The organism is Micromonospora sp. IBHARD004, from assembly GCF_052814115.1.
In genome coordinates, this window is sequence record NZ_CP199934.1 from 6,821,585 (window position 1) to 6,839,686 (window position 18,102).

General features: G+C 73.1%; 16 protein-coding genes and 1 pseudogene. 7 read left to right on the forward strand and 10 right to left on the reverse strand.

The window, feature by feature from the left end; all coding sequences use genetic code 11:
• Positions 1–14 precede the first annotated feature (14 nt).
• The 5 genes from sigM (at position 15) to ACTWO6_RS33145 (ending at position 4,739) form a co-directional block, all read left to right on the forward strand.
• Complete coding sequence (gene sigM / locus ACTWO6_RS33125; protein WP_446217567.1) at positions 15–788, forward strand: RNA polymerase sigma factor SigM; 774 nt, start codon at positions 15–17, stop codon at positions 786–788.
• Positions 785–1,861, forward strand: a complete 1,077-nt coding sequence (locus ACTWO6_RS33130; protein ID WP_446217568.1) for a hypothetical protein — start codon at positions 785–787, stop codon at positions 1,859–1,861. The genes sigM and ACTWO6_RS33130 overlap by 4 nt, the downstream gene beginning before the upstream one ends.
• A 193-nt stretch (positions 1,862–2,054) precedes the next feature.
• Positions 2,055–3,008 carry a thioredoxin-disulfide reductase gene (gene trxB / locus ACTWO6_RS33135; RefSeq protein ID WP_446217569.1) on the forward strand — a complete coding sequence of 318 codons (954 nt, stop codon included), beginning with the start codon at positions 2,055–2,057 and terminating at the stop codon, positions 3,006–3,008.
• A gap of 38 nt (positions 3,009–3,046) precedes the next feature.
• Entirely contained in the window at positions 3,047–3,370 is a 324-nt protein-coding gene (trxA, locus tag ACTWO6_RS33140) for a thioredoxin (protein WP_091199733.1), read from the forward strand.
• Between the two features lie 211 nt (positions 3,371–3,581).
• Positions 3,582–4,739: an N-acetylmuramoyl-L-alanine amidase gene (locus ACTWO6_RS33145; RefSeq protein ID WP_446217570.1), complete on the forward strand. Its 1,158-nt coding sequence runs from the start codon at positions 3,582–3,584 to the stop codon at positions 4,737–4,739.
• A gap of 7 nt (positions 4,740–4,746) precedes the next feature.
• On the opposite strand, the gene ACTWO6_RS33150 is transcribed toward ACTWO6_RS33145, so the two are convergent.
• A complete protein-coding gene (locus ACTWO6_RS33150; protein WP_446217571.1) occupies positions 4,747–5,412 on the reverse strand; it encodes a GNAT family N-acetyltransferase in 666 nt (221 codons plus the stop codon).
• A gap of 288 nt (positions 5,413–5,700) precedes the next feature.
• Between ACTWO6_RS33150 and ACTWO6_RS33155 the strand changes: the two genes are divergently transcribed.
• The gene (locus ACTWO6_RS33155) at positions 5,701–7,014 is read left to right on the forward strand and encodes an aminotransferase-like domain-containing protein (RefSeq protein WP_446217572.1); all 1,314 of its coding nucleotides are present in this window, start codon (positions 5,701–5,703) and stop codon (positions 7,012–7,014) included.
• 7 nt (positions 7,015–7,021) lie between these two features.
• Positions 7,022–8,020 carry a D-alanine--D-alanine ligase family protein gene (locus ACTWO6_RS33160; protein WP_446217573.1) on the forward strand — a complete coding sequence of 333 codons (999 nt, stop codon included), beginning with the start codon at positions 7,022–7,024 and terminating at the stop codon, positions 8,018–8,020.
• Here ACTWO6_RS33160 and ACTWO6_RS33165 read toward each other — a convergent pair.
• The 9 genes and pseudogenes from ACTWO6_RS33165 to rpmH all read right to left on the reverse strand — a co-directional run.
• Positions 7,908–8,868: pseudogene (locus ACTWO6_RS33165) on the reverse strand (hypothetical protein); the annotation flags it as partial. The gene ACTWO6_RS33160 and the pseudogene ACTWO6_RS33165 sit on opposite strands and share 113 nt — an antisense overlap.
• A 2,009-nt stretch (positions 8,869–10,877) precedes the next feature.
• On the reverse strand, positions 10,878–11,891 hold the full coding sequence (locus tag ACTWO6_RS33170) for a ParB/RepB/Spo0J family partition protein (RefSeq protein WP_446217574.1): 1,014 nt from the start codon (positions 11,889–11,891) through the stop codon (positions 10,878–10,880).
• 27 nt (positions 11,892–11,918) lie between these two features.
• Positions 11,919–12,938, reverse strand: a complete 1,020-nt coding sequence (locus ACTWO6_RS33175; RefSeq protein WP_446220855.1) for a ParA family protein — start codon at positions 12,936–12,938, stop codon at positions 11,919–11,921.
• A gap of 656 nt (positions 12,939–13,594) precedes the next feature.
• Entirely contained in the window at positions 13,595–14,329 is a 735-nt protein-coding gene (gene rsmG, locus ACTWO6_RS33180; RefSeq protein ID WP_446220856.1) for a 16S rRNA (guanine(527)-N(7))-methyltransferase RsmG, read from the reverse strand.
• 481 nt (positions 14,330–14,810) lie between these two features.
• Complete coding sequence (locus tag ACTWO6_RS33185; protein WP_446217575.1) at positions 14,811–15,395, reverse strand: Jag family protein; 585 nt, start codon at positions 15,393–15,395, stop codon at positions 14,811–14,813.
• A gap of 213 nt (positions 15,396–15,608) precedes the next feature.
• Positions 15,609–16,586 (reverse strand): membrane protein insertase YidC, encoded by a 978-nt coding sequence (gene yidC / locus ACTWO6_RS33190; RefSeq protein ID WP_446217576.1) that lies wholly within the window; start codon positions 16,584–16,586, stop codon positions 15,609–15,611.
• A gap of 3 nt (positions 16,587–16,589) precedes the next feature.
• Positions 16,590–16,847, reverse strand: a complete 258-nt coding sequence (gene yidD, locus ACTWO6_RS33195) for a membrane protein insertion efficiency factor YidD (RefSeq protein WP_446217577.1) — start codon at positions 16,845–16,847, stop codon at positions 16,590–16,592.
• Positions 16,848–16,873: 26 nt separating this feature from the next.
• Positions 16,874–17,287: a ribonuclease P protein component gene (gene rnpA, locus ACTWO6_RS33200; RefSeq protein ID WP_446217578.1), complete on the reverse strand. Its 414-nt coding sequence runs from the start codon at positions 17,285–17,287 to the stop codon at positions 16,874–16,876.
• Positions 17,288–17,321: 34 nt separating this feature from the next.
• Positions 17,322–17,459: a 50S ribosomal protein L34 gene (rpmH, locus tag ACTWO6_RS33205; protein WP_446217579.1), complete on the reverse strand. Its 138-nt coding sequence runs from the start codon at positions 17,457–17,459 to the stop codon at positions 17,322–17,324.
• Positions 17,460–18,102: the final 643 nt, after the last annotated feature.

The window sequence follows — 18,102 nt, forward strand, 5'->3', positions numbered from 1 at the left end:
CGCCGGACGTGGTGATGGACGACCGCGGCGAGGGACAGGCCGGCGGACCTGTGGCCGTGCCGACCCGCGCCGGGCCGGGCGCCGGGGCGACCGACATCGAGTTGCTCCGCGCCCACGTGGCCGGCGACCGGGACGCCTTCACCGAGCTGTTCCACCGGCACCGGGACCGGCTCTGGGCGGTGGCGCTGCGCACGCTCGGCGACCGGGAGGAGGCCGCCGACGCCCTCCAGGACGCCCTGCTCTCCGCGCACCGCGCGGCGGCCCGCTTCCGGGGTGACTCCGCGGTGACCACCTGGCTGCACCGGATCGTGGTGAACGCCTGCCTGGACCGGATCCGCCGGCGGCAGGCGCACGCCACGGTCCCGCTGCCCGACGGCGTGCACACCGACGGCGAGCCCGGCCGGCACACCGGCGGGGTCGAGCCGGCCGCCCCGGTCCGGGACCACGACACCGCGCTGGTGGTGCGGCAGGCCCTGGCCGAGCTGCCGGTCGAGCAGCGCGCCGCGCTGATCCTGGTGGACGTGCAGGGTTATCCGGTGGCCGAGGTGGCCCGCATCCTCGGCGTCGCCGAGGGGACCGTCAAGAGCCGCTGCGCCCGGGGTCGGGCCCGGCTGGCCACCCTCCTCGGTCACCTGCGGACGGGTGTCGACACCCCGCCGCCGGTGCCGCGCCCGGCCGGCCGTACCGCCGCCGACATGCCGCGCGTCACTGCGGGGAACCCGCGACCGCCGGAGGGCGTCGAATCGGCGCCGGGATGGTCCCGGACCGCGAACGAGGAGGAGCCGTGACCACCGGGAAGTTCAGCGAGGTCGACCACGACCTGCTCGCCGACTACGTCGGCGGGGCGCTGGACGGCACCCCGGAGCAGGTCAGGGTCGCCCGCCTGATCGAGGAGGACCCGGCGTGGGCCGGGGCGTACGCCGCGCTGGCGCCGGCGGTGCAGCTGGTCCGGGCCGACCTGGCCGACTGGGCCGCCGCTCCCGTACCCGACATGCCGCTGGCCGTCGCGGACCGGATCGCCGCGGCGCTGGCCGGCGCCGGCCCCGCCCCCACGCCGACCGACCCCGCGGAGCTGGCCTCCCCCGACGCGCTCGACACCGCCGGGCCGGTGAACGTGCCGACGCCGGCCGGACCGGGCGGCGACGACGCGGCGCCGGCCGACGGCGGCAGGATCCGGTCGGGCGGGCATTCCGGCGCCGGGCCGAGCGCGGTCCCGGCGCAAACGGCCGGCCACCGGCGCACCGGCCGGGCGGTCCGCCCGGCCGACGGTCCGGGCCGCGGCACCGGGCCGGGGCGCGGGCCACGGCGCTGGGCCCGGATCGCCGGTCCGGTCGTCCTCGCGGCGGCCTCGGTCGGTGCCGTCGGGCTGGGCCTCAACCAGTTGGTCGCCACCCGGACCGACACGGCGGTGACGGCCGACCGCGGCGAGAACGCCGGTGCGCCCGGCCCGCTGGCGGCGGAGCCGTTCCGGACGACCGGCCCGCCGCGTCGCAGCGGCACGGACTACACCCCGGACCAGTTGTCCGGCGTCAGCCCGTCGAAGGTGCCCCGGGCGGCGGGCAGCAGCGCCCGGGAAACCGCGCCGGCGGCGCCGGAGGACCAGCGGCTCTCCGTCGCCGGCGGCCTCGACCGGCTCAGCGGCCGGGACGCGCTGGACGCCTGCCTACGGGAGATCACCACGGAGCACGGGGGCGGGGCGGTGGCGGTGGATCTGGTCGACTACGCGTCGTTCCAGGGACGGCCGGCGCTGGTCGTGACCTTCGTCGACGCGGGCGGCGCCCGCTGGGCGTGGGTGAGCGGGCCGGAGTGCGGCGTGCCCGGGTCCGGCGCGGACACCCGCTTCCGAACGCGGGTAGGGTGAGGTCGCGGTCATCGGCGGCTGCCGTTCCACGTGACGTGACCCACCGGTTGACCGGTTCGGGAATCGCCGCTTCGTACGATGACGTTCTGCAAGTCAGGCGCCGACGCCGCTGAGCCGTCGGCACTCGGATCGACATCGTCCCGGCGGCAGAGCAGCCGGAACGGATGACGAACACACACATCGGGAGACGGCAGTGGACGAGGTCCGCAACCTGATCATCATCGGCTCCGGGCCGGCCGGTTACACGGCGGCGGTCTATGCCGCGCGCGCCAACCTCAAGCCGCTCGTCATCGAGGGCGTGCAGTCCGGCGGCGCACTGATGACGACCACCGAGGTGGAGAACTTCCCCGGCTTCGCGGACGGCATCCTCGGCCCCGAGCTGATGGACAACATGCGCAAGCAGGCCGAGCGGTTCGGCGCCGAGTTCCTGACCGACGACGTCACCCGGGTCGAGCTGACGGACACCGGCGACACCGGCACCGGCGCCACCAGCACCGTCTGGGTGGGCGAGACCGCGTACCGGGCGAAGGCCGTGATCCTCTCCACCGGCTCCGCCTGGCGTCCGCTGGGCGTGCCCGGCGAGCAGGAGTACCTGGGCCACGGTGTGTCGTCCTGCGCCACCTGTGACGGCTTCTTCTTCCGCAACCAGCACATCGTGGTGGTCGGCGGTGGCGACTCCGCGATGGAGGAGGCCAGCTTCCTGACCCGGTTCGCGGACTCCGTCACCATCATCCACCGCCGCGACTCGTTCCGGGCCAGCAAGATCATGGCCGGCCGGGCGCTCGGCAACGACAAGATCAAGGTCGAGTGGAACTCCACCGTCGAGGAGATCCTCGGCGAGGACGGCAAGGTCAGCGGGGTCCGGGTCCGCAACGTGCACACCGGCGACATCAAGGTGCTGGACGTGACCGGCGTCTTCGTGGCGATCGGCCACGACCCGCGCAGTGAGCTCTTCCGCGGGCAGGTGGAACTCGACGACGAGGGGTACGTGAAGGTGCAGGCGCCGAGCACCCGGACCAGCATCCCGGGTGTCTTCGCCGCCGGCGATGTGGTCGACCACATCTACCGGCAGGCGATCACGGCGGCCGGTACGGGCTGCGCCGCGGCCCTGGACGCCGAGCGCTTCATCGCCACCCTGCAAGGCTGAAAAATCTTCACAAATAGTTCCCTGAGGAGGGGTTCATAGTGGGAGCAACCAAGGCGGTCACCGACGCGAGCTTCGCTAGCGACGTGCTGAAGTCCGACAAGCCGGTTCTGGTGGACTTCTGGGCGGAGTGGTGCGGGCCGTGCCGCAAGGTGTCGCCGCTGCTGGAAGAGATCGCGGGCGAGATGGGTGACCAGGTCACCATCGTCAAGCTCAACATCGACGAGAACCCCGAGACCGCCCGGGCCTACCGGGTGATGTCCGTGCCGACCCTCACCGTCTTCAAGAACGGCGAGCCGGTGCAGTCCATCGCCGGCGCCAAGCCGAAGGGCGAGCTGGTCAAGCTCATCGAGTCGGCGCTCTGAGCCGAACCCCGACCGACCGCGGAACCCCCGTGCCCGACCCCGGGCCCGGGGGTTCCCGCGTTCCGTCGACGCCCACCCGTCGACGCCGCTGACCTGCCCGAACCCGGAGTCGGCCGGTGACCGGTCACGGTACGCTCCGTAGGCATCCGCAGAGTTCCGCCTCGTGCGACGAGGGGCCGGCCGACCAGCATCCGCGCAGAGGGGGTCGTGCGTGCGTCCGATCCGACCCGGTGACCGGGGACCCGCGGTGACGGAGATCCGTACCGTCCTCACCGGCCTGGAGCTGCTCCCCGGCGGTCACGGCGACGAGTTCGACGTGGCGACCGAACGCGCCGTCCGGGCGTTCCAACAGTCCCGCGGCCTGAGCGTGGACGGCCGGGTGGGCACGGAGACCTGGCAGGCGCTGGACGCGGCCCGCTGGCGGCTCGGCGCCCGCACGCTCTACCACGCCGTGCCGGAGCCGCTGATCGGCGAGGACGTCCGCTCGCTCCAGGAACGCCTCCTGGAAATGGGGTACGACGTGGGCCGCGCCGACGCCATCTACGGCATCCGCACCTCCCGCGCGGTCGCCCAGTTCCAGCGCGAGATGGGGCTCAAGCCGGACGGCTCCTGCGGCCCGCACACCATGAACGCGCTGCGCCGGCTCGGCCGGAAGGTGGTCGGCGGGCGCCCGCAGTGGCTGCGCGAGTCGGACGCGATCCGGCAGGCCGGACCGACGCTGGTCGGCCGGACCGTGGTCATCGACCCCGGGCACGGCGGCACCGACCCGGGGGTGGTGGTCCCGGACGGCCCGCTGCGCTGGACCGAGGCGGACCTCGTCCACGACCTGGCCAGCCGGCTGGAGGGCCGGCTCGCCGCGGTCGGAGTACGGGTGCAGCTCACCCGCGGCCCGGCCCCGGAGACCTGCCTGCCCGACGCCGACCGGGCGCAGCTCGCCAACTCGCTCGGCGCCGACGTGTTCATCTCGCTGCACACCGACGGCCACGCCAACCCGGCGGCGAACGGGGTGGCGACCTACCACTACGGCACCGACAACGGCGTCACCTCGGCCACCGGGGAGCGTCTCGGCGGCCTGGTGCAGCGGGAGATCGTGGCCCGGACCGGGCTGCGGGACTGCCGTACCCACGCCAAGACGTGGGACCTGCTGCGGCTGACCAGGATGCCGGCGGTACGGGTCGAGGTCGGCTACCTGACCTCCCCGGAGGACCGCGGCCGGCTGGTCGACCCGCGGTTCCGGGACCAGGTGGTCGAGGCGATCGTCGCCGCGGTGCAGCGGATGTACTTCCCGATCGAGCGGGACGTGCCGACCGGCTCGATCGACGTGAGCGAGCTGCGCGCGGTGACGGCCGCCGGCACCGTGGTCGACTGAGGCGTCCTCAGACGCCGCTGGACCGGGTGGCCGGGGCGGGGCGCACCGGGCGCAGCAGGGTCTCCGGGCTCATCGAGCCGAGCAGCTTCTCCAGCGCGTACTCGACGTCGGACTTCCAGCTCAGCGCGGTGCGCAGCTCCAGCCGCAGTCGCGGGTAGCGCGGATGCGGGCGGACCGTCTTGAAGCCCACGGACAGGAAGAAGTCGGCCGGCGCGACGCAGGCCCGGGTCGGGTCGTCCCCGTCGCCGAACTTGGCGTCCCCGAACGCCTCGATCGCCTTGATGCCGCGCTTGGTCAGGTCCCGGGCGACGCCCTGGACGAGCATCCGGCCCAGCCCGCCGCCGGCGAAGGCGGAGACCACGTTGGCGGTCATCAGCAGCGCGGCGTCCGGGGAGACCGGCGAGGTGGGGAAGGCCATCGAGCGCGGGACGTACGCCGGCGGGGCGTACATGACGAAGCCGGCGGGCATTCCGTCGACGTACGCGAGCTTGCCGCAGGACCCCCACTCCAGCAGCGTCTGGGAGACCCAGGCCTCCTTCTCCAGCCCAGGGTCCCCGGCGGCGCACGCCCGGTCGGCGGAGACCGGGTCCAGCTCCCAGTAGACGCACTGCCGGCACGGGCGGGGCAGGTCCTCCAGGGTGTCGAGGGTCAGACTGACCAGACGTCGCGACATCAGCGCACCCCACAACTAGGCTCAGAGGTGAAACCACGCGGTCCGGCACCGCTCACTGCCCCCGACGAGCGATCGTACGCCGCTACCCGACCGTACGGGAGGGGACGCGCGAACGCCCCCCGAGCCGGTGGGAGCCGGTCCGGGATGTGGACGTAACTCATGTCAGCACGCCCCGTGCGGGCCGGCACGGACTACCATCGACCAACCGGCCCCGCGCCGCCATGGTCGCCGGCATCGCGGGTACCACACCGGGCGGCAGCCCCGCCGACACCCGATCGAGGTGATGTCATGACCGGCACGACGCTCGACGACTACACCGACCGGTACGCCCGCCGGGTCCGGGGGATGACCGCCTCCGAGATCCGGGCGCTCTTCGCGGTGGCCAGCCGGCCGGAGGTCGTCTCGCTCGCCGGTGGGGCCCCCTACATCGCGGCGCTGCCCCTCGACGCGGTCGGTGAGATGCTCGGCCGGCTCGGCTCGGAGCACGGCGCCACCACGCTGCAGTACGGCATCGGCCAGGGCACGCCGGAGCTGCGCGAGCGGATCTGCGAGGTGATGGCCCTCTCGGGCATCGACGCGGCCTGCGGCGCCTCCCCGGAGGACGTGGTGGTGACCGTCGGCGGCCAGCAGGCGCTGGACCTGGTGGCCCGGCTCTTCCTCGATCCGGGTGACGTGGTGCTCGCCGAGGGCCCGACCTACGTCGGGGCGCTCGGGGTGTTCCAGGCCGCCCAGGCCCAGGTCGTGCACGTGCCGATGGACGGCGACGGGCTGATCCCGGAGGCGCTGGAGGCGGCCATCGCCGACCTGGCCCGGGCCGGGCGGCGGGTGAAGTTCCTCTACACCATCCCGACCTACCAGAACCCGACCGGCGTGACCCTCAGCGAGGAACGCCGCGAACGGGTGCTCGACATCTGCGAGCGCGCCGGCCTGCTGGTGGTGGAGGACGACCCGTACGGCCAGCTCGGTTTCGAGGGTGAAGCCCCCGCGCCGCTGCGGGCCCGCCGCCGGCACGGGGTCTTCTACCTGAGCACCTTCTCGAAGACCTTCGCCCCCGGCCTGCGGGTGGGATGGATCCTGGCCCCGCACGCGGTCCGCGACAAGCTGGTCATCGCCAGCGAGGCGCAGATCCTCTGCCCCAGTGGGTACGCCCAGGCCGCCGTCTCCACGTACCTCGGCACCATGCCCTGGCGGGAGCAGCTGAAGGTGTACCGGGAGGTCTACCGGGAGCGCCGCGACGCGATGCTCGACGCGCTGGCGGACCTGATGCCGGCCGGCACCACCTGGACCACCCCCGGCGGCGGCCTCTTCGTCTGGGCGACCCTCCCCGACGGCCTCGACTCGAAGGCGATGATGCCGCGGGCCATCGCCGCCCGGGTGGCGTACGTGCCCGGCACCGGCTTCTACGCAGACGGCGCGGGCGGCGGCAACATGCGCCTCAACTTCTCCTTCCCGCCGCCGGAGCGGATCCGGGAGGGCGTCCGCCGGCTGGCCGGCGTGATGGAGCAGGACATCGCCATGCGCCGGGTCTTCGGCACGGTCGGCGGGTCCGGGGTGCGTCGCCGGCAGGGCGGCTCCGACGCGCCGGGTCCCGACTTGGCATGATTCCCGCATGGCTGTCACCTCCGCTGCCCGGAATCTCGTGACCGATCCCGCCGTCACCGCCGAACTGCACGTCCTGGTGCTCGCCGGTGGCCTCTCCTACGAGCGGGACGTCTCCCTCCGGTCCGGCCGGCGGGTGCTCGACGCGCTGCGGGCCGTCGGCGTGGAGGCCGAGCTGCGGGACGCCGACGTGGCCCTGCTCCCGGCCCTGGCGGCCGACCCGCCCGACGCGGTGGTGATCGCCCTGCACGGAGCCACCGGCGAGGACGGCTCGCTGCGGGGGGTGCTGGACCTATGCGACGTCCCGTACGTCGGCTGCGACGCCCGGGCCTCCCGGCTCGCCTGGGACAAGCCGTCCGCGAAGGCGGTGCTCCGCGAGGCCGGCATCCCGACCCCGGACTGGGTGGCCCTGCCGCACGACCGCTTCTCGGAGTTGGGCGCGGTGGCGGTGCTGGACCGGATCGCCGACCGGCTCGGCCTGCCGCTGATGGTCAAGCCCGCGCAGGGCGGCTCCGGCCTGGGCGCCGCGGTGGTCCGGGACGCCGCGTCGCTCCCGCCCGCGATGGTGGGCTGCTTCGCGTACGACCAGACGGCGCTGGTCGAGCGCTACGTGCCCGGCATGGACGTTGCGGTGTCGGTGCTCGACCTCGGCGAGGGCCCGCAGGCGCTCCCCCCGGTGGAGATCGTTCCCCGGAACGGCGTCTACGACTACGCCGCCCGCTACACCGCCGGCCGGACCACCTGGCATGCCCCGGCCCGGCTCGACCCGGAGGTGGCCGAGCGGGTGGCCGCGGTGGCGCTCGCCGCGCACACCGCCCTCGGCCTGCGTGACCTCTCCCGGGTCGACCTGATCGTCGACGCCTCGGGGCAGCCGCACGTGCTGGAGGTCAACGTATCCCCGGGGATGACGGAGACCTCGCTGCTGCCGCTGGCCATCCAGGCGGCCGGCCTGGACTTCGGCCGGGTGCTCGGATCGCTGGTGACCCGGGCCGCCGCCCGCCGCCCCTGACCGCCTGGCTTCCCCACGGAGACCTGGCGTCCCGGGGCAGTACGGCACCACTCTGACAGCGGCCGACCCGGTTCCCGGCGAGCCGCCCGGCCCCGGTCTCAGCTCGCGCGGGAGCCGCTCTCCGACTTCTCGTCGGCTCCGCTCCCCGGGTCCTCGTCGTTACCGCTCTCCGGCTCCGGGATCTCCTCGGCCGCCTCGATGACGGAGACCGCCTCCTCCTCGCCGGCGGCGGCGTCCGGCGCAGGTACCGCGGAGAGACTCGACGGCGCCTGCCACTGGATGCGCGGCGGCTCGGCCAACGGACGACCGCCGAACTCGGCCAGCCAGGCGGCGACCATGGCGAGGTTCTCCCGCCACCGCGCCTCGGAGATCGGCGGCAGGATCGAGTCCCAGAGCGAGAGGAACGTGCCGCGCAGCTGAAGCCGCCCGTGCGGCCGGGCGAGGAACCACATGTGCAGGTGCGCCGAGCCGTCGCCCCAGCGGTTGACGTGAACCCGGGCGACGCCGTCGAGGGACCGGATGGCGCGCTCGAGGCGTACGGTCATCACCCCCAGCTCGGCGGCGAGCAGGTTGGGCAGATCGCCGAGGTCGAGATGCGACCGCGACTCCAGGATCAGCACCATCGGCAGGCCGGTGGGGCGATCCATCGTCCGCACCCGCCACCGCTCACCCACCCAGATGTAGGCCTCGTCGGGAGCGTTGCAGGCGGTGCATTCCCGATTCCCCTCACCGCGACGGGGAGGTTCGACCGGGACCGGATCGTCGAGCTGCTTGACGCGAAGGTCGCCCTCGAAGGGGAAGGAGGGCCACTGGGTGAAGTCCGGAACTGAGGGAGGGGTGTCCTGCACGACGCTGACCCTAACCGAGACGAGGACACCTGTCGTCCCTACCCGATTCACCGGTCATCGCCGGGACATGCAGCGCTCGTCGTCGATCAGCCGGGTGCCGGCCCGACGGCCCCGGTCGGCGTCGTACGGTCTTGTCCACCACGTTGTCCACAGGCCGCTGAGATCACCACCACGCCGCGTCATCCACAGGTCAGCACACGTTTCTGAGCGCTGTTTCACGTGAAACGGGGGGCGCCTGTGGAAAACCGCTGTGGATAACCGAGCCGGTGCCGGAGGCCGTTCTCCGTCCCTGCCGCACCTCCCGCTCAGCCCTCTCTTCCTAACGAGCCAGCCCGGGATCGGCACCGCCTCGGGTCGCACCTTTCCGGGCGGTCCGGAGGGGTGGTGGGCGGTCCTCGCCGCCCGCCTGGTCGATCTTGCCGGCACCCGAACGGGTGCTGCCGGGCGGACCGGGGAGCGTGGGCCGGGGCGGGTCACCGGGGCGCGCGGGGGCGACTCACGAAGCCGCCTGCATGACGAGCGAGGGCCGGCGGCGAAGCGTGGGTGTTGGCACCGGAGCCATGACTGCCATCGGCCCGCGCGAACCTGATCGCGGGAACGCGCCAGAGCCCGAGCGACATCGACCTTCGCCGGAGCCAGGGCGGGCGTCGGCACGCCGGAGTCCTGGGCGGGCGTCGGCACGCCGGAGTCCGGGGCGGACGCGGACCGTTGGAGCCCGGGCGGATGTGGGCGCGCCAGAGCCAAGCGGACGTGGGGCACGCGGGAGTCCAGTCCGGGCGTACGTGGGCAGGCCACAGTCCGGGCGTGTGGGCAGGCCACAGTCCGGGCGTACGTGGGCAGGCCACAGTCCGGGCGTACGTGGGCAGGCCACAGTCCGGGCGTACGTGGGCAGGCCACAGTCCGGGCGTACGTGGGCAGGCCACAGTCCGGGCGTGTGGGCAGGCCGGAGTCCGAACGGATGTGGGTGGGCACGCCGGAGTCGAGGCGGGCGTCGGAGCACCGGAGCCCGAACGGACGTGGAGACGACGAGCCCGGGCGAGCATTGGGGCAGGCCGAGCCCGAGCGGGCCTCCTGGGCGTCCGGAGCCTGAGCGGGAGCGGGCGCGCCGACGTCTGAGCGCGCTGAGGCACGCCATAGCGTGCGGTGCGTTTCACGTGAAACCAGCGGGCGATCCTGGTTCGGGCAGAGCCGTGCCACGGGCGGGCAAGGCTGGCCGGAGTCAGGGAGCCGCTTGAACGGCTCCGCCGGCCTGATCGGGCGTCAGACCTTCATGGTCTCGATGCGCCAGGCGGACTTGTGTCGCCAGTCGACAAGGCGAGGGGTGCCGCCAGCAACGAGGACCGACCCCTGCCTCCTCGGCACGGCTCGTCGCTCGCACCGGATTGCCGACCCGCGCCCCCAAACCCACGCCCCGAGCCAGCGCGCGTCGAACCGCACCCGACGCTGGCTGCCCGACGCCTCGCGGCAGGGCCTCGCCCCACAGCCTCCTGGCCCCTGGCCCTGGCCCCCTGGCCGAGCTCCCTCTGTACCGCCGCCTCGGTCCGCCCAGGAGTTCATCCGGCGGTCGGTCGGGCGGGCCCAAGCGGCCCGAGCGCCACCCACCTCCGCCGGGCATTGAGAAATTCCTCAGCCTCATAGCCGTCGCACCGATCGGCGCAGAACCGAACCAGCCGGATGAGCGTTTCACGTGAAACGGCGCCCGGTGAGAGCACGAACAGACCGGTGGTGGGAACCAGGGTCAGGCGACCGAAAAGGTCGGGCTGAACCGAGCACCACATGCCGCAGTGCCAGGGAAGACGAAGGGAGCGCGGCACAGCTCGGGCGGAAAGGGCCCTGAGCGGCTCGGTACGGCCACCGCGGGGGTGATCCCGGAGCCGGGCAGCAGGCCGGTCCCGCTGACCCCGCTGAGAGCCCTGAGGCGGTCGAGCACCGGGCAGCAGCCCCGTACGAACGGATCGACCGCGTGGTCCCGGCGCAGGACCACGCGGCCGAGGGCCGGGAAGACGGGATTACTCCTCGGGCTGCTCCTCCGGCCCGACGCCGATGATGCCCACGATCCGCTCCAGGTCGTCGACCGTGGCGAACTCAATGGTGATCTTTCCCTTGCTCCGGCCGATGTCGACCTTCACCCGGGTGTCGAAGCGGTCGGAGAGCCGGTCGGCCAGGTCGGTCAGTGCCGGGGCATGCGGCTTGGGTCGGCGCTTCGCGGCCGGGGACTTCGCCGGTCCGTCGGCCAACGCCAGGGCCACCAGCTCCTCGGTCGCCCGCACCGAGATCCCCTCGGCGACGATCCGCAGCGCGAGCTGTTCCTGGGCCTCGGCGTCGTCCAGGCTGAGCAGCGCCCGGGCGTGGCCGGCGGAGAGCACGCCGGCGGCGACCCGCCGCTGCACCTGCGCCGGGAGGTTCATCAGGCGGATGGTGTTGGAGATCTGCGGCCGGCTCCGGCCGATGCGGCGGGCCAGCTCCTCGTGGGTGGCGCCGAACTCCTCCAGCAGCTGCTGGTACGCGGCCGCCTCTTCCAACGGGTTCAGGTTGGCACGGTGGATGTTCTCCAGCAGCGCGTCCCGGAGCATCGCGTCGTCCTTGGTGTCCCGGACGATGGCCGGGATGCTCTCCCGGCCCACCGCCTGAGCCGCCCGCCAGCGCCGCTCACCCATGACGAGTTCGTACTTCTCGCCGTCGAGCTGGCGTACGACGATCGGCTGAAGGAACCCGACCTCCTGGATCGAGGTCTTCAGCTCCTCCAGCGCCTCCTCGTCGAAGACCTGACGGGGCTGCTTGGGGTTCGGCACGATCGCGTCGACCGGGATCTCGGCGAACCGGGCACCCGGGACCGGGCTCAGCTGTGGCCCGGACTCCGCCGCGGGGGCGACGGGTGCCGAGGGCGTCGGCACGGCAGTTCCCACCGAAGCCGGGGCAACGCCCTCCGACTCACCGGCCGCCGGAACGGCCGGCTCCACCGGTGCGGTCGGGATCAGTGCCCCTAGCCCTCGGCCCAGACCGCCACGAGGACGGTTCTTCATGCGACGCCTCCCAGCGACTTCTCCGCACTACGCATTCCGGCTCACCGGCTCCTTGACCCCACGTTCGGCGATCTCCTGGGCGGCTTCGAAGTAGCTCGTCGCCCCCCGCGAACCGGGATCGTAGGTCATCACGGACTGCCCGTAGCTCGGCGCCTCGGAGACCCGCACGTTCCGGGGGATCACGGCTTGGAGCACTTTGTCGCCGAAGTGGTTCCGGACGTCCTGCTCCACCGCGTCGGCCAGCCGGGTACGGCGGTCGTACATGGTGAGCAGGATGGTGGAGACCTCGAGCTTCGGGTTGAGGTGCTGGCGAACCAGGTTGATGTTGTTGATCAGCTGGTTGAGGCCCTCCAGCGCGTAGTACTCGCACTGGATCGGGATCAGCACCTCCTGCGCGGCCACCAGCGCGTTGACGGTCAGCAGACCGAGCGAGGGCGGGCAGTCGATGAAGACGTAGTCGAAGTGGCCGGGGTACGCGGCGACGGCCCGGGCCAGTCGGGACTCCCGGGCGACCACGGACACCAGCTCGATCTCGGCGCCAGCCAGGTCGATGGTGGCCGGTACGCACCACAGGTTCGGGATGCCCTCGACAGCCTGGGCGACCTCCTCCAGCGGGACGCTGTCGATCAGGCAGTCGTAGACGTCCGGGATGCCGGTGTGGTGCGGGACGTTGAGTCCGGTGGAGGCGTTGCCCTGCGGGTCCAGGTCGACCACGAGCACCCGGTTGCCATGCAGGGCCAGAGCCACCGCCAGGTTCACCGTGGTCGTGGTCTTACCCACACCGCCCTTCTGGTTCGCGACGCACATGACCCGGGTCCGATCCGGCCGAGGCATGGTCACCTCGCCACTGGGATTCAGGATCTGCACGGCGCGCATAGCCTCCATAGCCAACGGTGGGTCATCCTCTTCGCGCGTCGGGGTTTCACGTGAAACGTACGTGCTCGGGGCGGCCTCGGCTCCGTGGCCGGCGGCCGGTGGCGTGTCGGACGGGACCACCGTCGCGGCACCGGCGTCCGGCACCGCGTGCGGCGTCGGCTGCTGGGGCACCGGCGAGCCGGGTACCGCGGAAGACGGCTCGTAGCGGGCGGAGGCGGCGGCATTCCGGGGAGCCGGGACCGACCGCGAGCCGGGTGCGTTGACCGGGCCGGCCGTCGGCTCGGGCGCCTCCCGCATCGGCGGCAGGTTCGCCGGCACGCCCGAGGTCGGCTGCGGCCCGCCCGCCAGGGGCGGGAGGTTGGCCGGCTCTCCGGAGGTCGGGTGGAGTCCACCGACCGACGGAGCGTCCCGGTGCACCACCGGGTCGCTCTCGGGCGGACGGGGCGCCGGGTCGCGGGACTCCGCGCCCGCGGGCCAGCCCCGATGGTCGGTTTCACGTGAAACGGGATCGGCGACAGAGGGTCGCCCTCCTGGCCCGGTCACTCGTGGATCGTCGTACCTGCCGTCGTCATGCACCTGTCATCCCTGCCCGCTCCGGATGGTCGGTCCGCACCCCGTCAATCGGCCGTACCCGCGCTCAGAGCGAGCGGCGTACGGCCCGGCGGGAACGGTCGGGGTCCGGTGCCATCCGGCACCGCCGTTCCACACTATCGACGCGCGGCCAGCCTACGGTGGACGGGCGCAGCGGGTCCACGTCGGGTTCTGATCGGTCAGCTACCTCGCACCGTTTCCAACGACCGAACGGTCACCCGGAAGCCGTTGCGGAATCAGCGGTCCCGACCGCCGCGGCCACCCCGACGACCGCCCCGCGACCGCTTCGCCGCGGCCTTCTTGCGGACCGGACCGACGACCCGCTCCCGGACCACCTCGATCACCGTCGCGGGTGGCTCGATCACGCCCACGCCGCAGCGGTGCACCTCCGGCTGCCCACCACCGAGCCGGGCCACCGCCTCGGCGTGCTCGGTGACCTCGTCGGCGGCGGAGGCGCCCTTCAGGGCGACCAGCCGGCCGCCGGGCACGACCAGCGGCAGGCACCAGGCGGCGAGCCGGTCCAGCGGGGCCACCGCACGGGCGGTGACGATGTCGCCGCTGAGGGGCGCGGTGTCGCGCGAGCCGGCGGACGCCTCGTCCGCCCGGCCCCGGAAGACCCGCACCATCCTGGTCAGGCCCAGGTGCTGCACCGCCTCGATGAGGAAGGAGGTACGCCGGGCGAGCGGCTCGATCAGGGTGACGGTCAGGTCGGGCCGGGCGATCGCCAGCACCAGGCCGGGCAGCCCGGCGCCGGAGCCGACGTCGAGCACGGTCGCGCCCTCGGGAATCCGCTCGGCCATCGCGGCGCAGTTGAGCAGATGCCGTTCCCAGATCCGGGGCGCCTCCCGGGGGCCGATCAGGCCGCGGACCACCCCGTCCGTCGCCAGCAGCTCGGCGTACGCGGCGGCGAGGTCGAGCCGGTCGCCGAAGAGGGTACGGGCTGCCTCCGCCAGCTCGGGCGGAAGCGTCACGTCGGCAGGCGGCGGCCGCCGGTCGGAACCCTCGGACTCGGCAGCGGCAGGATCGCCCGTCGCATCCGCGATGCCGACCGCCGGCTCGTCGGGCCCAGCCCGGTGAGCGGAATCGACCACGTCGACCACCGCCGGATCGACAGCGTCGGCCGGAACGTCGACGAAGGCCGGCTCGACCGGAACATCGACGAAAGCGGGATCGGCGGGGTCGGTCGGCGTGCCGGAGAAGGCCGGCTCGGCCGAGCCCGCCGGCACGGCCGGGGGCGCCTCGTCCGCGGGCTCGGGCGTACCCGAGAAGGGCGTGTCGGCCGGCGCGGCCGGCCCGTCCGGGGGCGGAGTCGCGGTCTCGGGCGTGGCGTCGGAGAAGAGTGGGGCGGGCGCGCCCGGCTCGGCGGGGTCGGGCCGGACAGGCGACGGCCCGGACGGCGTACCGCCCGGGCCGGACACGGCACCCGCCGTTGTCTCGTCGTCGGTCACCCGGTCAGTCCGCCGGCCGGACGATGATGCGCCGGTTCGGCTCGACGCCCTCGGACTCGCTCTCCACGCCGCTCATCGCGTTCACCACGTCGTGCACGCACTTGCGCTCGAACGCGGACATCGGCTCGAGGCGCACCGGCTCGCCGTACTCCTTGACCTTCTCGACCGCGTTCTTGGCGACGGCGGCGAGCTCCTTGCGCCGGTTGGCCCGGTAGCCACCGACGTCGAGCAGCAGCCGGCTCGGCGTGCCGGTCTGCCGGAACACCGCCAGCCGGGCCAGCTCCTGGAGCGCCTCCAGGGTGGCGCCGCGCTGGCCGACCAGGTTCTGCAGGCTGGCGCCGACCACCTCGACGACCGGACGGCCGCCGGAGACCAGCTCGTCGATGTCGCCGTCGTAGTCGAGGATGTCGAGCAGGCCCTCGATGTAGTCCGCCGCGATCTCGCTCTGCCGGAACAGCTCGCTCTCGGCCGGCGCCTTCTTCTCCCGGGTCGACTCGGCCTCGGTCTCCTCGATGTCGTCGGCGATGGCGGCCGGCGCGGTCTCCTCGTCCAGGGACTGGTCGGCGCTGGGGATGCTGGTGTCGGTCACGGTCTCATCTCCGTACTCGCTCGGCCGGACCGTCGGGTCCGCTGGTCTCCCGGGGCCGGCGGGAGGTCTCGCCGGTGCCCACGGGCACGTCTGTACGGGCAGTTTCGCCCGTGACCGCGCTGCGCGCGGCGGTTCCGGCCCGGCGCCGACCGTACGGTGGCTGCACGGGGCCGGAACGGGCCGCCGCCGGGGTCCCGACGGCGGCCCGGAAGCTCAGCCCTGCCGCTTGGCCGGGCGGGTCTTCTTCGCGTTGACCGGCTTGGCACCGGGCTTCGGGCCGGCCACCTTGGGGGTGGTGACCTGCGGCTTCGCCGGCGCCGGGGCGGCCTTGCGGCCGAGCAGGCCGCCGGTCTTCACCGGCTGCGCGCCGGTGCGGCCCGCGGCGCCGGGCTTGGGGGTCACCAGCGGCGGGAACTTGCGGAGCACCCACTGCTGCTGCCCGAGGGTGAAGAGGTTGTTGGTGACCCAGTAGATGATCACACCGATCGGGAAGATCGAGCCGGAGACCAGCAGCGACACCGGGATGCCGTAGAGCATCAGCCGCTGCACCATCCGCTGCTGCGGGTCCTCCGCCCAACCGGTCTTGAGGATCATCTGCCGGCTGGTGAGATACGTGGTGACGATCATGATGAGCACCAGGACGCCGGCGATGATCTTCGTGGTGTGTCCGGTCGCGCCGAGGCGGGCCAGCTCGTCGGCGGTGGAGCCGAAGCGGCCGGAGATCGGCGCGGTGAAGAGCTTGGCGCTGGAGGCGCTGTTGAACTGGTCGACGGTCCAGCCGTAGAGGGTCTTGCCCTGGTTGTCCGGGTTGAGCCGCTTGAGCGTGTGGAAGAGGCCGAGGAAGACCGGGATCTGGAGGAACATCGGAAGGCAGCCCATCAGCGGGTTGGCCTTTTCCTTCCGGTAGAGCTCCATCATCTCCTTCTGGAGCGTCTCCCGGTCACCCTTGTGCTTCTCCTGGAGCTCCTTCACCTTCGGCTGGAGCGCCTGCATCGCCCGCTGCGACTTGATCTGCTTGACGAAGACCGGGAAGAGGATCACCCGGACCGTCACCACCAGGAAGATGATGGCGAGGATCCAGGACCAGTTCGTGCCGAGCACCGCTTCGACCGGCACCCGGATGTGGTCCCAGGCCGAGTGCCAGGTCAGCAGGATCCACGAGATCGCGTAGTAGATCCAGTCGAGACTCAATTCTCAGGCTCCAGTCACGTCGGCACGGCGGCGACCGCCCGGCTCCGGCACCGGGTCATGTCCACCTGGGTGAAAGGGGTGGCAGCGCGACAGCCGTCGGACCGTCAGCCAGGCTCCCCGGAGCGCGCCGTGCCCGGACACCGCCTCGACGGCGTAGGCACTGCACGACGGGTAGAACCGGCAGCGGGCCGGCAGCGCCGGACTTATCCACCGACGGTACGCGATGATGGGCGCCAGCAGCACTCGGGCACCGGTTGTCATGGGCCGCGGGGCGGCGTTTCCGCCGCTCACCGGGGCCGCCGACCCCGGGGGGCCCGCGCGGCGGCGACGGCGGCGTCCAGGTCGGCTCCGAGCCGGACGTACGACGCCTCGGCGGCTGCGGGCAGCGCCCGCACCACCAGGGTGCTCCCGGCGGGGAGCTGGTCGAGCCGCTCGCGGACCAGGTGCCGGAGCCGCCGTCGGACCTTGTTCCGGACCACGGCGTTGCCGACGGCCTTGGACACGACGAAGCCGGCGCGGCTCGGTGCGGAGGTCTCCGCACCGGTCGTCCGCGCCGGCTCCGGCGAGGTTGTCCCGATGGGTCCGGTGGTGGGGGGGAGGGTCAGGTGGACCACGACGGCACCACGGCCGACGCGTCGGCCACCCCGGACCGCTGCGGCGAAGTCGCTACTGCGCCGCAGTCGCTGTGCGGCCGCCAGCACGACTGCCCACGTCCCCGGACCGGACCGGTCGGCCTCAGGCCGACAGGGTGGTGCGGCCCTTGGCGCGACGGGTCGAGATGATGGCGCGGCCGGCACGGGTGCGCATGCGCAGCCGGAAGCCGTGGGTCTTCGCGCGCCGGCGGTTGTTCGGCTGGTAGGTGCGCTTGCTCACGTCAGCTCTCCGTTTTCGTACGCCCCGCGCGGGGGATCGCCCGGGGTCGTGTGGTGGTCCAGGCCACCTCGGCGGTGGCCTCCGATCGGTGCTGCCCGGCGACGCGGGACCTCGGTGATGCGGGGAAGCAACCGCGGACAGCAAGCACCCATCACCCTAGCAGAGGGCGAGAGAGCAGCCGCTCCAGCCTACGCAGGGGGGCAATGACCGTCAAACATCACACCCGCGCCCGCCGCCGCGCCCGGAGCACGACCGAAGGGGCGGTTTTCACTGATGTTGACAAGGGTGCCACCGACTCGACGGTTGATGACGCAGGGTCCGCGCTGTTAGCGTGCCCGATTGCGGTCAGCGTCGGGGGGGTCCGGGTTGTCGCTGACAGGCAAGACCGGACAAGGCAGTGAATCGTTCGGCACGGTGAACAACCCGCTTCAGTGCCCCTCGTGAATCAGGGGGGCAGGTCCGACCCGCGTCCGGTGGGCGGCCACAAGTCGGTCGGCACACAGGCTGTGGATAACCTGTGGATGACGACCGGTCAGCCGTCCGGGTGGGTGTGACGCACACCCGCGCAAACGCGGTGGCGGGCCCGGAACGGTCGCTGGACAGCAGCGGCGGCCGGGAGCAGAGGCGAGGGGGTGGCACGACG